At 70.4% G+C, this 15,252-nt stretch carries 9 protein-coding genes; all 9 read right to left on the reverse strand.

Annotated elements, in window-relative coordinates; translation table 11 throughout:
* The coding region (locus VBO01S_RS27085) for a DUF2169 family type VI secretion system accessory protein (protein ID WP_062481200.1) at nucleotides 1-2,228 on the reverse strand (2,228 nt) is incomplete at its 3' end.
* Between the two features lie 18 nt (nucleotides 2,229-2,246).
* Nucleotides 2,247-5,450: a type VI secretion system tip protein TssI/VgrG gene (locus tag VBO01S_RS27090; RefSeq protein ID WP_062481202.1), complete on the reverse strand. Its 3,204-nt coding sequence runs from the start codon at nucleotides 5,448-5,450 to the stop codon at nucleotides 2,247-2,249.
* A 41-nt stretch (nucleotides 5,451-5,491) separates the two neighbouring features.
* Nucleotides 5,492-8,185: a type VI secretion system ATPase TssH gene (gene tssH / locus VBO01S_RS27095; RefSeq protein WP_062481204.1), complete on the reverse strand. Its 2,694-nt coding sequence runs from the start codon at nucleotides 8,183-8,185 to the stop codon at nucleotides 5,492-5,494.
* Nucleotides 8,186-8,224: 39 nt separating this feature from the next.
* Nucleotides 8,225-9,280, reverse strand: a complete 1,056-nt coding sequence (gene tssG, locus VBO01S_RS27100) for a type VI secretion system baseplate subunit TssG (protein WP_255221213.1) — start codon at nucleotides 9,278-9,280, stop codon at nucleotides 8,225-8,227.
* Nucleotides 9,277-11,169: a type VI secretion system baseplate subunit TssF gene (gene tssF, locus VBO01S_RS27105; RefSeq protein WP_062481206.1), complete on the reverse strand. Its 1,893-nt coding sequence runs from the start codon at nucleotides 11,167-11,169 to the stop codon at nucleotides 9,277-9,279. Before tssF ends, tssG begins: the two co-directional genes overlap by 4 nt.
* A gap of 6 nt (nucleotides 11,170-11,175) precedes the next feature.
* Nucleotides 11,176-11,691, reverse strand: a complete 516-nt coding sequence (gene tssE / locus VBO01S_RS27110) for a type VI secretion system baseplate subunit TssE (protein WP_062481207.1) — start codon at nucleotides 11,689-11,691, stop codon at nucleotides 11,176-11,178.
* The gene (locus VBO01S_RS27115) at nucleotides 11,684-12,523 is read right to left on the reverse strand and encodes a type VI secretion system accessory protein TagJ (RefSeq protein WP_062481210.1); all 840 of its coding nucleotides are present in this window, start codon (nucleotides 12,521-12,523) and stop codon (nucleotides 11,684-11,686) included. Before VBO01S_RS27115 ends, tssE begins: the two co-directional genes overlap by 8 nt.
* 40 nt (nucleotides 12,524-12,563) lie before the next feature.
* The gene (locus VBO01S_RS27120) at nucleotides 12,564-13,121 is read right to left on the reverse strand and encodes a type VI secretion system tube protein Hcp (protein WP_056584544.1); all 558 of its coding nucleotides are present in this window, start codon (nucleotides 13,119-13,121) and stop codon (nucleotides 12,564-12,566) included.
* A gap of 54 nt (nucleotides 13,122-13,175) precedes the next feature.
* Nucleotides 13,176-15,185 carry a caspase family protein gene (locus tag VBO01S_RS27125; RefSeq protein WP_082818312.1) on the reverse strand — a complete coding sequence of 670 codons (2,010 nt, stop codon included), beginning with the start codon at nucleotides 15,183-15,185 and terminating at the stop codon, nucleotides 13,176-13,178.
* Between the last annotated feature and the right edge of the window lie 67 nt (nucleotides 15,186-15,252).

Below are 15,252 nucleotides of genomic sequence, written 5' to 3' on the forward strand. Positions count from 1 at the left end.
AGGTCCGCGCCCGTCATGTCGCACGCGGGCGTGACGACCACGCCGGCGGCGCGCGCCTGCGTCCAGCGCGCGCCCTGCAGTTGGCAGTCGACGAAGTTGGCGCCCGCGAGGTCGGCGCCGCGCAGATCGACACCGCGCAGGTCGCACTCGACGAAGCTGGCGCCAGCCAGCGTCGCGCCCGTGAAGGCGACGGTGCGCAGGTCCGCGCGATAGAACACCTGCCCGCCGGCCTGCGCCTCGCTCCAGTCGCAACGGCCCCAGGCCGTTTCCAGCAACGAGGTGCCACCCAGCTGCGCGCGCGCGCCGCGTGTGCCTTCCAGCTGGCAGCGCTCGAGCACGGCGGTGCGCAGGTCGGCGTCGTCCAGCACGCAGCCGTCCAGGCGGCTCGCGCCCAGGTTGGCACCCTCGAAGTTGGCGCCGATGGCGATGGCGCCGCTCAGCTCGGCATGCGCCAGCACCGCATATGAAAAGTTGGCGCCCGAGAGGTTGGCCTGGCGCAGGTCGGCGCTTTCGAGCCAGGCGCCGGTGAAGTCCGCGCCGCGCAGGTCCAGCCCGTGCAGGTCGGCGCCGGTGAGGTCCATGCCGCGGAAGGCGCGAAAGCCCGATGCCGCCGCCCGCCGGATCTCGTCGCGCAACGCCGCGGCCGCATCGGGCGCCATGCGATCGACCGGCGGCTGCTGGTGCGCCGCCTGCAGGTAGCCCAGCGAGTCGGCGCCCTCTTTCTGCAGCAGCGGGCCGTAGACCACCTCGGGCCGGAAGTCGCGTTTCTCGTGCCGCGCGGTCTGTTCGAGCTGCTTCAGGTCCTGCTCGGCGCGGTAGGTGGGCGGTCCGCGGTGCTGCAGCTGCGCCAGGTCGACGCCGCGCTCGCGCGCCATCGCGATGGCCTGCTCCATGTGCGCGAGCACGTCGTTGAGTGCATGCAGCTGCTGCAGCTCGGAGGCTTCGATCTGCCGCTGCAGCACCTCGGCCAGCTCGTCGGGCTTGGGCACGGGCTCGCGCGGTGGCATCGTCACGCCCAGCGCGTCGGGGTCCTTGCCGAGCCCGCGCAACTGTTCGCGGGCCATGGCCACATCGAGTTCGGCGCGCCGGTACTGGGCCTGCGCCTGCACGCCGTCGCTGGCGAAGGGCGCGCGCGCGGCCTCGGCATGCGGATCGGTGATGTCCAGGCCCTCGGGCAGCAGGTCGCTGTCGCGCAGGCTGTGGACCAGGCCCAGGCGCGGATCGGCGCGCTGCGCGATCACGTGCAGGTAGTGCGCATCGGGGCGCGGCGCCTCGGTGATGCGCTCCACGCCGCAGGTCATGCCGCGGATGTCGCTGCCGTCGTCGCTGGCCATCTCCGCCAGGCCGTGGAAGACCAGCACCAGCCGCTGCGCATGCGGAAAGCACCACACGGTGGTCAGGCGCATCGGCACTTCGCGCAGCGCGTCGTCCTGCCCCGCGCCCATCGCGTAGGCGGCGAACACGCGCGCGCGCAGGCCGGGCAGGCGCCCGGTGAGCGTGGGGTGCTCGGGATGCAGGTGGACGAACTCGAACTCTTCGTCGCCGCGCAGCGGTTCGGCAAACCACTGGTCGGCGGGGGCCACGTTGAAGAAGCGCCAGTCGGTGTCGGGCGCAAAGCCGGGCGCGTGCTCGCGCAGGTACTCCGGTCCGTAGGTGCCGCGCCAGGCGGCACGCGCCGGGTGCATCGGATCGAGGCGGCCGAAGCCGGCCGGCTCCGCCACCTGGTCGGGATGGTGCAGCGGTGCGTGCGGCCATTCCACATTGGGCAGCGGGCGCACGCCCTGCACGGCGGCCCGGCCGATGCCCGCCGGGTTGGCCGCGAAATCGGCACCGCCGTAGGCGCGCTCCCAGCCGATCGGCATCTGCGTGTAGGGCTGCGGCGCGCTGGCGCGTTCGCCCTCCCAGTGCCGGTCGCCCATCACCACCAGCGTCTTGCTCACCGGCCCCACGCGCACGCGCACCGCGCAGCCGGTGGCCGGTGCCGACGGCGGGCAGGCCCGGCCGTGCACCAGGAATTCGGCGGTGAGCTTGGCCACGCCTTCGTCGACCAGGGGCTCCGCCATTTCCTCGGCCAGAAAATCCCACATCGACTGCTCGCCCCACAGCCGGCCGTGCGCGCCCTGTTCCAGCGGCACATGCAGCAGCGCGCTGATGCACAGCGCGCGCCGGCCCCGGTACTCGATCGGGCGGGTGGACAGGCCCAGGGCCTGCGGCTTGTTGATCTGCATCGCGTGCGGCCCGGCCCGTCAGGGCGTGCCCGACCCGCCGGAGCTGTTGGGGTCTTGCGAGCTGGTGGGCCCGGGCGTGCTCTGGGGCCCGTCCGCCGCCGGCGGTTGGCTCGAACTGGCAGGCTCGCTGGGCCCCGCCGGCTGGCTCGAACTGGCAGGTTCGCTCGGCCCTGCCGGCTGACTCGAACTGGCAGGCTCGCTGGGCCCTGCCGGCTGGCTCGAACTGGCAGGTTCGCTCGGCCCCGCCGGTTGGCTCGAACTGGCGGGCTCGCCGGTGCCGGCCGGTGCCGTCTGCGCCGGCGAGGGCTGGGGGGTCGGCTGGGGCGCGGGCACCGAGCCGTCCTCGGCCGGCTTGAGCGCATCGGCCTGGTCCTCGGCACCGCTGCCCATCGCGCGGCCCATCGCGCCGATCGGACCGCCCACCACGGCGCCCGCGACACCCAGCACCGGCGACGCGATGATCGCGAACGGCCCGGTCACCAGGCCCAGCGCTGCGCCGGTACCCGCACCGATCGCCGTGTCGGTGCCGTAGTGCGAGCCCGCCAGCGCCTCGCCCTGCGCCTTGCGATCGCGCGCCAGTGCGGCCATGTCCTGCAGCCGCTTCTGCAGGCCGGGAATGCGGCCGACGTCCGGGTCCTTGGCCGCCTCCTCGAGCTGCTTGGCCGCGTTCTCGTACTGGGTGAAGGTGGCCTCCACATCGCGCGCACCCAGGAACAGCCCGCGGATCGCGCCCACCGCCGAGAAGAGCGCGGCCACGCGGTTCAGCGGCGGCGGTCCACCGCCCCCGCCCCCGCCGCCGCCGGCCTTGAAGATGTGGATCGGCGCCTCGCGCAGGCTGCCGAGCTTGCGCTCGATGCCCATCGAGGCCACCGTCTCGAGCTTGAGCGCGATGGTGTTCTCGATCTGCATGCCCATGAAGTTGGCCACCGCCAGCCCCACGGCGTTGTCCATGCTCATGCCCAGGAAGGTGGAACGCGCCGCGCCCAGGTTCGCCTCGCTGTTGGTGCCGATGTAGCCGCTGCTGTTGGCGCCGAGCACCGTGGTGTTGGAGCCCAGCGAGGTCTGGTTGATGTCGCCGATGGCCATCAGGTTGATGTGCGTGTTGCTCACCAGGCTGTACTGCATGAAGTTGGCCTGGAACGGCGCCACGCCGGCGTCCATCTTCATCGAGTTGCCGCCGGTCACCTTGAACTCGATGTGGCCGGCCTCGAAGGTCATGCGCGACGCCTTGTGCGCCATGTTGCCGGCGATGGTCACCGTCTGGTTGCCGCCCACGGTGCGGCTTTCGTTGGAGGCCGTGAAGTCGGTGCGCGCGGACTTGGTCTCGATGCGGTGGTCACCCTTGACCACCAGCGCGTGCGCGCCGTCCACGTTGGTGGTCTGGTTGGCCACCACGTGCACATCCTGGCTGGCGCCGACGGTGATCTTCTGCGCCACCTTGACGCTCTTGGTCTCGTTGTTGGTGACGTTGACCGTGCGGTTGCGCTGCACGCTCACGGTCTGGTCGCGGTCGACCTTGAGCGACTGGTCGCGGCCCACGCTGCCCGAGTCGTCGCGCTCCACGCTGCGGCTCATGTCGAGTTCGGCGTGGATGTTGATGTTCTCGGACCCCTTCTTGTCCTCGAACATGATCTCGTTGTAGTTGTTCACGCCGCCGCCCGGCGTGGACCGGGTCCGGAAGCCGCTCTGCGTGGGCGACTTGTACGGAATCGGCTGGTCGTCGTTGTAGACGCGGCCCACGATCACCGGCCGGTCGGGGTCGCCGTTGAGGAAGTCGACGATCACCTCCTGGCCGATGCGCGGCGCGAAGTAGCCGCCCCAGCCCTTGCCGCCCCAAGGCTGCGACACGCGCACCCAGCAGGTCGACTTCTCGTTGCTCTCGTCGTAACGGTCCCAGTGAAAGTGCACCTTCACGCGGCCGTGGTCGTCCACGTGCAGCTCGTCGCCCTTGGGGCCGACCACGATGGCCGTCTGCGGGCCGGGCATGGTCACGCGCGGCGTGAGGCGCGGCGCGCGAAACGGCCGGTCGACCGGCATCACGGTGAGCAGGAACAGGCTGCTGCCAGTCTGCGCGGCGGCCAGCGCGGGCGTGGCGGCGATCAGCTCTTCCAGCACCGGGAGGGTGTCGGCGTTCACGGCGTCGTCGCGCAGCACCTCGGCCAGCGCGCGCTGCACGGGCTGGGCCGGCGCGCTGGCGCTCACGCCTTCGTAGCCGCGGTGGCTGGCGATGAAGGTGCAGGCGGCGATCACGTAGTCGCCGTTGCGCGTGCCGTCGGGGTCGTCCTCGAACTTGAAGCTGCGCCCGGCCGCGACGTCGGGCCACGGCGTGAGCGCCCAGTGGCGGTCGCGGCGCGCGTTGAGTTCGTCGCCGCGCAGCTTGGCCCGCGTCTCGGCGTCGTCGCCGCTGAAGTAGCCGCCGGGAAACTCGAACATCTCGAACTCGGCGAGCTCGTGCTGATCGGAGCTGTCGATGTCGGCGCCCAGCTTCTTCTTGATGGCCTTGAAGTCGCTGTCGCGCGACGAATGCTTGCCGGTGTCGAACTGCCGCGCGCTGACCCAGCGCGAGATCTCGTTGAAGCGCGGCTCGGCCGCGTGGACCGCCATGTGGCGCAGCGTGTCGGTCGCGGGCAGCTTGTCGTGCGCCAGGTCGCTGGCGTCCGACAGGTGCATGGTGCCGGGCGCGTCGTGCGCGTCGAACCAGTAGTAGATGCCCTCGTCCTCCAGCAGGCGCGACAGGAACTGGTAGTCGCTCTCCTGGTGCTGCACGCAGTAGCGGCGCGGGTTGTGCGTGCCGATGACGTTGGTGGCCTTGGTCTTCTTGAAGCGCTTGATCGGGCTGTCCTCGAACACCGCGTCGAGCACCTCGAGCACCTTCTTTTCCTGGTGGATGCGCGAGTTGGCGCGCTTGGTGAGCAGCCAGAACCACGAGCGCAGCGCGATGCGGTACTCGTAGTGCCGCCCGATGTGGCCCGCGCGCACGAAGCGCACCGCATGGCCCTGGCAATGCCGCTCGTGCGCACCGCCGTCGGCGTCCTTGAACTCGATGACCACGTCGAAGGCGTGGCCCAGGATGTCCTTGGCGGCGAGGTCCTTGTTCTTGGACAGCACGGTGAGCTCGTAGGCCGCGGGGCGCGCCAGCGCCTCGTGCCCGACGATGCGCCAGAACATCAGGTCGTCCTTGGCGGGCGAATCGCTCTCGATGCGGAACTCGTGGTCGGCCATCTTGGGTCTCTCGGAAGTGGGGCGTCGCGCTGCGGGGTCGGTCAGTCGAACGCGTAGGTGAAGTCGGCGTCCTTCACGTCGAGCGCCACGCGGCGGATCTCGCCGCCCGAGGCCAGGCGTTGCAGGTACTCGACCGAAATGGTGGGCAGCACGGTGTTGGTGAGGATCGCGTCGATCACGCGCCCGCCCGACTCCGGGTCCTGGCAGCGCGCGACCACCTGCTCGATCACCGCCTCGGTGTATTCGAAGGGCACGCCGTGGTTGGTCTCCACGCGCTTCTTGATGCGGCCCAGCTGCAGCCGCACGATCTTCTTCATCATCTCGGGCGACAGCGGGTAGTAGGGAATGGTGACGATGCGGCCCAGCAGCGCGGGCGGGAACACCTTCATCAGCGGCGCCTTCAGCGCATCGGCCAGCGCGTTCGAATCGGGCAGCAGCTCGGGGTCGCGGCACATGCTCATCACGAGCTCGCTGCCGGCGTTGGTGGTCAGCAGGATGATCGTGTTCTTGAAATCGATCATGCGGCCCTCGCCGTCTTCCATCCAGCCCTTGTCGAAGACCTGGAAGAAGATCTCGTGCACGTCGGGGTGGGCTTTTTCCACTTCGTCGAGCAGCACCACGCTGTAGGGGCGGCGGCGCACGGCCTCGGTCAGGATGCCGCCCTCGCCGTAGCCCACGTAGCCCGGGGGCGCGCCCTTGAGCGTGGAGACGGTGTGCGCCTCCTGGAACTCGCTCATGTTGATGGTGATGATGTTCTGCTCGCCGCCGTACAGCGCCTCGGCCAGCGCCAGCGCGGTCTCGGTCTTGCCCACGCCCGAGGTGCCGCAGAGCATGAAGACGCCGATGGGTTTCTGCGGGTTGTCCAGCCGCGCGCGCGAGGTCTGGATGCGGCGCGCGATCATCTCCAGGCCGTGCTTCTGGCCGATGACGCGCTGGTTGAGCGTGTCGGCGAGCTTGAGCACGGCTTCCACTTCGTTCTTGACCATGCGACCGACGGGAATGCCGGTCCAGTCCGCGACCACCGAGGCCACGGCCTGCTCGTCGACCGACGGCAGGATGAGCGGCGACTCGCCCTGCACCGCGTGGATCTTCGTCTGCAGTTCGTGCAACTCGGCCAGCAGCGTGGCGCGGTCGGGGCCGGCCTCGGCGGCGGGCTCACCGGCCGCCGGTTCGTCGACCGGCTTGTTGCCCGCGCGCAGCTTGCTGCGCAACTCGAGCAGGCGATCGACCAGCCCTTTCTCTTCCTGCCAGCGCGCATTCAGCGCTTCGAGCTGCACCTTCGATTCGGCCAGCAGCGTGGCCACCAGCGCAGCGCGCTTGGTCACGTCGATGCCGATGGCTTCTTCGCGGCCGATGATCTCCTGCTCGACCGTGAGGCCCTCGATGCGGCGCATGCAGTCTTCGACTTCGGGCGGCGTTGCGTGCTGCGACACGGCCACGCGCGCGCAGGCCGTGTCGAGCAGGCTCACGGCCTTGTCGGGCAGCTGGCGCGCGGGAATGTAGCGGTGCGACAGCTTCACGGCCGCTTCGATGGCCTCGTCGAGCAGCTGCACGCGGTGGTGCTTCTCGAGCACGCTGGCGACGCCGCGCAGCATGAGGATCGCCTTGGTCTCGTCGGGCTCGGGCACCTGCACGACCTGGAAGCGCCGCGTGAGCGCCGGGTCTTTCTCGATGTATTTCTTGTACTCGGCCCAGGTGGTGGCGCCGATGGTGCGCAGGTTGCCGCGCGCCAGCGCCGGCTTGAGCAGGTTGGCTGCATCGCCGGTGCCGGCCGCGCCGCCCGCACCGACCAGCGTGTGGATCTCGTCGATGAACAGGATGATCGGCGTGGGCGAGCTTTGCACCTCGTCGATCACCTGGCGCAGGCGCTGCTCGAACTCGCCCTTCATGCTCGCACCGGCCTGCAAGAGGCCGATGTCGAGCGTGAGCAGCTTCACGTCCTTGAGCTGCGGCGGCACGTCGCCGCGCGCCAGGCGCTGCGCGAAGCCTTCCACCACCGCGGTCTTGCCCACACCCGCCTCACCCGTCAGCAGCGGGTTGTTCTGGCGGCGGCGCATGAGGATGTCGACGATCTGGCGGATTTCCTCGTCCCGCCCGGTCACCGGATCCATCTCTCCCTTCTTGGCTTTCTCCGTGAGGTCGACAGCAAATTTCTTGAGGGCATCGCCCTTGCCCATGGCGGCCGGCGCCATGGCGCCCGAGTCTTCGCCGGGTGCGCCGCTGCCCATGCCGGTGCCGTCCTGGGCGCGCATCTGCGCTTCGGGCGAGGCGTCGCAAATCTTGGGGAAGTTGTCGGCGAGGTCTTCGACCTTGATCTTCTCGAACTGCTTCGACAAGCCGAACAGCGGGTTGCGCAGGCTCTGCGTCTTGAGCATGCCCACCAGGATGTAGCCGGTGCGCACCTGCGCCTCGCCGAACTGCAGGGTGGCGTAGGTCCAGGCGCGTTCGATGGCGTTCTCGATGTGCGGCGAAAAGTCGCTGATGGCGGTGGCGCCGCGCGGCAGGCGGTCGAGCGCGGCCGTCATGTCCTTGGCGATCACCGACACATCGAGGCCGTAGTGCTGGATCACGCGGTGCAGGTCGGAGTCCTGGGCCTGCAGCAGCTGGGCGAACCAGTGCTCCAGCTCCACGTACGGGTTGCCGCGCATCTTGCAGAAGACGGTGGCGCCCTCGATGGCCTTGTAGGCCAGCGAGTTGAGTTTGCCGAAGAGGGCGGTGCGGCTGATTTCACTCATGGAGGACTCCGTATCTCTTCTGAACGAATGAAGATGGGTTTATTGAAAAGAGGCGGACTGCTTCGGCAGGCGCGCCCTCGACGGCTGGCTGGCAATGCGCACGTCGGCCGCATCGCGCGTGCGCGGGCGTTCGCCGAGCCACGAGACCCAGCCCAGGCGCGGACCGTTGCCCCGGGCCTGGCCCAGGCGCGTGGGTGGCACCTGTACTTTCTCGAGCACCAGCTGGGCGTCCCATTCGAGGGTGTCGCCGAGCAGCTGCTGCATCCAGCGCTGCAGCACGGGCTGCGCGTTTCCGATGGGAAGGAACATGCGGTACTGGTCGACCGTGAGCGGCCCCAGGTGCAGGCGCACGCGGTGCTGGCGGTCCCACGCGCGCGTGCCGAGCATCGCGCCCATGCCCATCGCGCGCGAACTCTCGCCCTGCCCCAGGCGCGTGACCTCGTCCGTGGGCACGCGCATCCAGTGGCCGACCCAGCGCTCCAGCTTCACCGGCACGCCGAAGTAACTGCACAGCACCGACTCCACGCTTTCCGCGTTGTGCACGCGGCGCGCGAGCCAGCCCGAGAAGTGCAGGCGCGCGTCGTCGTGGATCTCGTCGCGGTCGATGCGCCCCGGCGTGCCGATGCCGACCAACGCACCCACCTGCAGGCGGAAGCGGTCTTCGCCGGGCCGGTCGAGCGCCACGGCCGGACGCGACTGCGCCCATGCGCGGTAGAAGTGCAGCGAGAAGCGGTGCGAGAAGGTGTCGAGAAAAGCCAGCCAGGTCGGGTCGCCGTGGTTCAGGCTGCGCTCGCGGATGAAGTCGCTCAGGTGCACCGGCAACGGGCCGTTGGGGCCGATGTAGCCGAAGAAGTGCTGGCGCAGGCGCGGCGGCGAATGCGCGGTGGCCGGCTCGAAGCGGCTGAAGCTGGCGGGCGCGAACGACAGCGAGGGCTCTTGCCCCACGCGCACCGGCTCGGCACTGGGCAGCAGGGCCCGGCCCCAGCGCGGCGTGGTCTTCGCGACGGACTCGATGCGCCGCATCACGGCGAAGTAGTCGAAGTCCCACGGCTGCGCCGACCACCCGCGCAGCGCGAGGTCCACGCGGCTGTTCACAGAATCTGGCGTGTCCCGCACAGCGGCCTCCAGCGCATGGCTTCGCCCTTGCCCGCGACGCGCAGCACGGTCTCGACGAAGTGGTTCACCTCGACATGGCGCGCCAGAAACTGCGCCAGCACGGCACCGAACAGGAAGGCGCTGTGGCCGTGGAAGGCGTCCTTGTCGACTTCGAGCGTCACCTCGAGCCCGCGCCCGAAGGCGATCGGGCCCGCGAGCGGCAGGCGCCGCGCCACAGGCTTGCTCTTCACCGACAGCAGCCCGCGCACCTGGCCCTGGCGCATCTCGTCGGCATGCACGGCGTAGAGCATGAGCGTCTCGCGCAGCGCGGCGGCGCCCTGCTCCGGCGTGCTGTCGGACAGCGACAGGTAATTGAGCGCCAGGTGATCGATGACGCGCCAGCCCAGCCCCTGGCTCACGACCGGCGACACCGGCCGCGACGGCCCGCGCACCATGCGCACGCGCTGCACGGGAAAGGAGTCGACGCAGTCGAAGTCGTTGTCGCGCCCCAGCGGCATCAGAAGCGGCAGGTCGCGGTTGGTGCACAGCGCGGTCACGGCGAGCTGGCGCAGCGTGGCGGCATACGGCGCCTGCTGCGGGTCGACGATCTGCATGTAGACCTCGGAGCCGATGTGGCTGCTGCGGTGGCCTTCGGTGCGCTGGCGCACCGAGAGCATGCGCGGCTCGCGCGTGGTCGTGAAGTAGGCCGGGTGGCTGTTGCGGCTGCCGTGGAAGGCCGAGTAGAACGCCCGGAACGGCTGCTCAGCCACCGCGGCGTCGGCCCCGGGCGCGCCATGGCCGATGACCTCGGTGACGGTGTGCACCTCGAAGTCCTGCGGCCGCGTGCGGTCGGGCACCAGGTGGAACTGGCTCACGCCCTCGGTCACGGGCACGCGGTCGAGCCGCTTGGTGAACAGGTTGACGGCGGGCACGCAGTGCAGCTGCACGTTGTCGGCGCTCACCAGCTTCTCGAGCGCCGCATCGCCGCGCGAGAACAGCAGCACGATCTCCAGCTCGGTCACCGGCATCGTCGCGAGCAGCGCCTGCAGCCCGCCGATGCGCACGAACTGGAAGCGCTGCGGGAACGCGAAGTACTCCTGCAGCAGCCGAAAGCCCGAGAAGCCCGTGGCCGTGACGGGCAGCAGCGCCTCGTCGTCCCCGAAGCCGACCGCGCCGATGGCGCTGCCCGGCAGGCTGCGCATGGTGCCCTGCAAGGCGCCGCCGGCCGTGAGCGGTCGCACCCACACGCCCACGGGCTGGCCCAGCGCGCATTCGTGCAGCTGCCAGGCCACGTCTTCCGCGCCGCCGAAGTGCAGCACCAGGTCGTCGAGCGCGATCTGGCTGAAGTCCAGCCCCGCCGTGGCGCGCAATGCAATGCGCAGGCCGCCGCGGATGGCGCGCGACTGAGGATGGGTGTTCAGCGGCAGGTCGGGCGCGTAGGTGAAGTACTGGGCGCGCTGCACCTCGATCGGCCAGATGCGCAACGCGGCGGCGGTGCGGAACTCGCAGTGCGTGTTCTGCCCCACGGCCTGGCGCGCGCGCAGGCCGGCGCCGCGCGCCAGCGTGGGGCCGGCCGCGAGGTTGGCGTCTTCCGGGTCGGGCACGAACGACACCACCGTCATGGCCGGCGTGGGCGCCAGGAAGTGCGGGTAGACGATGTCCAGCAGGTGGCCGGTGAAACGCGGGTATTCGGCATCGAGCTTCAGGCCCACGCGCGCCGAAAGGAAAGCCGTGGCCTCGATCAGCCGCTCCACGTACGGGTCGGCGACTTCCTGGCCTTCGATGCCCAGGCGGTGCGCGATCTTCGGAAAAGCGCGGGCGAACTCCGAGGCGCTTTCGCGGAAGTAGCGCAGCTCCTGCTCGTACAGGCTCAGCAGCCGAGGGTCCATGTGGACTTACCTTGGGTTTTGCGCCATGTCCACGATCTCTATGCGGCCCTCTTCCAGATCGACGCGGCTTCGCATGAGGAACTCGAGCGGCACGGGCTGCGCCCACAGCATGCCGCGGATCTGCAGGCCGATGCTGTTGTGGGACTCCAGGGCCGGGCCTTCCATGACGAGTTCGACTTCGAGTGTGCGGGACAAAATGCGCGGCTCGAACTGCAGGATTGCGTTCTTCAAAGCCTGTTCCATGCTGACACGCTGCACCGACGAGGTGAACTGGCCAGACAGCATAGGCAATCCGTAGTTGATGACGGAGCGCGCGGCATTCGGGTGCTGCTTGTCGTCCATCGAGAGGCCGTGCCCCGTGGCGTTGAAGAGCCAGCCGAGGTCGCGCAGCACGGCCTGGCGCAGCGCCTGCTTGGTGAGCGTGCGCTTGTCGTCGCCCTCGCGCTTCTCGTCGGGCGCGTGGTCGACGAGGCGGTCGAGCAGCGAAGGCTGCAGCCGCTCCTGCGCGGTGAGCTCAGCCACCGCCGCTGCTTTCGCCGCCCTCGGCCACATCAACGGCCGCGGGCGTGAAGAGGATCTCGCGCACGTCCATCAGCGCGTACTCGCCGGCGTCGCTGCCGAGCACGCGCTGGCCGTAGCCGGCCCAGACCTCGGGGCGCAGCTCGCGCCACTCGGTCTTGCGCGCTAGGCGCAGCTCGCCGTCGTCCTGCGCCTCGGTGCCTTCGTAGCGCGTGGGAATGAGCGCCAGCGTTTCGCCGCCGTTCTCGAACTGCAGGTGCGCGGGCATCCAGACGCAGTCGCGCAGGTCCTCGGGCGGCTCGATCTTGATGTGCGCCAGCCGCGCGTAGGGAATCCAGTAGTACTTGCCGTTGACGAAGGCCTCGAGCACCGGGCCCAGGCGCATGTCGGCGTCGGCCAACCACTCGAAGGGTGCGCCGTCGATGGTGCCGGCGATGGCGGGCGCGCCGTCGAAGGCGCGCTGGCGCAGGTCTTCGGCCAGCTCGCTCTCGCCGCGGCCTTGCCGCAGCAGCGATTCGATGAGCAGTGCCAGCCATTCATCGGGCTGGCCGAAGATCATCGGCGTGCGCGTGCCGGCGAACACGTCGGCGCGCAGGCCTTCGCAGCGCACGGCCTCGCCGTACACCTGCTTCATGGGCACGGCGAGCGCGTCAAGCTCGGCCGCGACGGTGAGCTGGTTGAGCGCGCGCTCCCACTGTCCGAGCACGCACAAGAGCTGCGCCATGAAGACGCGGTGCTTCGGGTCGGAGGGCTTGGCGCGCACGTCGTCGCTCAGGGCTTTGAGGGCGGCCGCCGGGTCGGCGGCCTTGAGGAAGTCTGCGGCGGTCGTCGTCATGGCGGGGTGCTCCTGGGGGCGTTCGGGTTCAGATTTCGGTTCACGTCCGGGTGAACTGGCATTCGCGCACCGCGCCGCGCGCACCGCTGGTCTTTTGCGGGGCCGACTTGATCTTCACCGTGCGGTAGCTGATGGAGACCAGCTCCGAGGGCACGCCCCAGTGGCCGCCGGAGTTGAGCACCAGCCGGCAGATGCGCGCGTTCTCCAGCGAGATCTCGAAGGTCGCCTGCGCCTCGGGCGACTGCGGATCGCCGCCGGCCTTGTAGGCGCTGATGACCACCTTCAGGTCTTTTTCCTGCGCGCGCAGCAGGCTGGCGAGCGTGGCCGTGGCCGCGTCGCTGCGGCGTGCGACGACCAGGTTGTGGGGCACGACCTGGTTCTGCGCGGACGATTCGGGCACCTGCACCGACCAGTAGTAGCCGCCGATGTTCAGGCGCGCCTTGCCGTCGTCGAAGACGCGTTCGAGTTCGCCTTCGACGGGCGAGCCCTTGCTCTCGATCATCATGACCAGGTCGGTCTCGGCCGAGCCGGTGCCGATCAGTTCGTAGAACTGCCGTGCGTCTTCGGGGCTCCAGGAGCCGTCTTCGAGAAATGCCATGTCAACCTCCGGATTCGGACAAAGAAAACTGGACCGGGACCACGCGCAGCCGCTTCATGGCCGTGCACCACCGTCTGGTGCGGCGGCGCTCCTGCGCAGCAAGGCCGCGAACACCTTGCGCTCGCCGCCGGCGGCCGGTGGCTGGCCGCCGCGCACGCGCACTTCCGACACGTCGGCCTGCGCCGCGGTGGCCACGCCGAACAGGCGCGGCGCGCTGTGGGGCGCGGCCGGCACCGCCATGACGAGCAGGCGCGCCTCGCCGGCCGCATCGAGCCAGGGCAGGTCGAAACGCTTGACCGCCGGCTGCTCGGGCGTGCCGCGCTTGAAGCGGTTGGTTTCGCCGGCCCCGTCGGGGTACACGGCCTGCAGCGCGCCGCGCGCGTCGATGCCGGTGATGACGAGGTCGAGCGAACGGCCGCTGGTGTTGCGCACGTTCAGGCGCACGCGCTCCCCTGCACGCAACGCAGGCAGCACGCTCGCAGCCTCGGCGACCGGCACGCTGCGCAGCAGCCGGTCGGCGCTCCAGACTTCGAGCGCCGCATCGAAACCATCGAGCTGGCCGCCCCTGGCATGGGCCTGCAGCTGGGCCAGCCATTTCAGCTGCGCCAGCGCCTGCAGGCGGCGGCGCAGCGCGACCACGTCGGGCACCACGACGGTCGAGGCGGCGGTGCCGAACACGGGCGCGAGCGCTTCGAGCCGATGGCCGGCGGGGCCGAGGTCGGTCCAGCGCACGTCGGCGCTCGCGGGGTCGTCGGCCAGGCGGATCGCGGCCGGGTAGTCGAGGCTCAGGCCGGCGGGCAGCGGCTTGTCGGCGCGCACGCGCAGGGCCGTCGCGGCCGGCTCGGCAACGGGCGTGACGCTCCAGAACGCGCTGCCCGGCAGGTCTTTCAAAGCGGCCGGCACGGCGAGCCAGGCGCCGCCGAGCTTGATCTGCGCGATGGCGGCCGGCGCGCGGCGCACGGTGCCGTCGTCGAGCGTGGCGAGCACGCGCACCTCCTGCTGCGGCGCCAGGCCGTCGAGCAGGCCGGCCTTGACGGCCAGGCTGTCGCCGCTGCGCTGCGCGCCCCACACCGGGCGCGTGGACGCGGGCGCGCCGCTGTTGGCGAACAGCGGCGCATCGAGGTTGCCCTCGGCCACGGGCGACGGCAGCTCGCGCGTGGGAAAGCGCTGCGCGAGCTCGTCGATGACCGGCGGGTACAGCGCGAGCACGCCGTCGAACAGGTCGCGCCAGGTCGCGGGCTTGCGCGCCAGCGACTCGACCACGGCCCAGGTCAGCAGGCCCTGTGGCCGGGCGCTGCGCGCCTTGCGCGGCAAGCGCAGCTCGGGCGTGATCTGGTGGCTCTCGGACGCGAACAGCGCCACGTAGCGAGCGCGCGGTACAACCTCTCCCGTCGCTGGCGGAGACAAGGACCGCGCCGTCGACGCACCGCCCGCAAGCTGCGTCGTGCGCAGGCCGCGCCAACGCACCTCGTCGTCGGCCGGGCCCTCGGCGGTCGCGGGCGCATCGCCCGTGCCGCGTGTCATGGAGTTGGCGGAGCAGGTGTCGAACACCGAGGCGACGAACACGTTCTTCGCCAGGAAGGCCTGGATCCAGGCGTCGAAGTCGACGTCACGCAGGTCGCCGCTGAGCGCGGCATCGGCACCGAGCGTGCCGCGCACGTCGCGCGCGAGAAAGTTCTCGGACAGCCCATCGGGCTCCTGGTAGCGTTTGGCCACGTCGCGCAGGCGCGTGCCGTGGCCGGAGAAGTACAGCAGCACGAAGTCGCCGCTGGCCGACTGCGCGAGCAGCCGCGCCAGGGCCTCGTGGATGGCCTGCGATTCGGGCAGCGCAGCGCCGGGCACGCCGTCGGCGAGCACGGCGATGTCGGGCGCGGTGAAGCCCTGCTTCAGCAAGGCATCGCGCATGAGCATCACGTCGTTGCGCGGCGCCTGCAGCCACAGGGCCTGCGGCTGGTTGACGAGTTCGGAGACGCCGACGAGCAAGGCGCGCTGGGTGGCGAAGGCGGTGCTGCCGCAGACGAGCAGCGCCAGCATCCACAGCACCTGCAAGCCGAGCACCCGCATCGCTCCTTCCCCCGCTGGGGGAAGGCTGGGATGGGGGCAGGCAGAGCGCCCGATGGATGCGCCGCTT

The organism is Variovorax boronicumulans NBRC 103145, assembly GCF_001591345.1.
Classification (GTDB): Bacteria; Pseudomonadota; Gammaproteobacteria; order Burkholderiales; family Burkholderiaceae_C; genus Variovorax; species Variovorax boronicumulans.

Excerpts from the sequence above, each read along its gene's own strand:
- VBO01S_RS27090 (WP_062481202.1), bottom strand. The coding sequence starts at position 5,450 with ATGGCCGACCACGAGTTCCGCATCGAGAGCGATTCGCCCGCCAAGGAC.
- tssH (WP_062481204.1), bottom strand. The coding sequence starts at position 8,185 with ATGAGTGAAATCAGCCGCACCGCCCTCTTCGGCAAACTCAACTCGCTG.
- tssF (WP_062481206.1), bottom strand. The coding sequence starts at position 11,169 with ATGGACCCTCGGCTGCTGAGCCTGTACGAGCAGGAGCTGCGCTACTTC.
- VBO01S_RS27115 (WP_062481210.1), bottom strand. The coding sequence starts at position 12,523 with ATGACGACGACCGCCGCAGACTTCCTCAAGGCCGCCGACCCGGCGGCC.
- VBO01S_RS27120 (WP_056584544.1), bottom strand. The coding sequence starts at position 13,121 with ATGGCATTTCTCGAAGACGGCTCCTGGAGCCCCGAAGACGCACGGCAG.
- VBO01S_RS27125 (WP_082818312.1), bottom strand. The coding sequence starts at position 15,185 with ATGCGGGTGCTCGGCTTGCAGGTGCTGTGGATGCTGGCGCTGCTCGTC.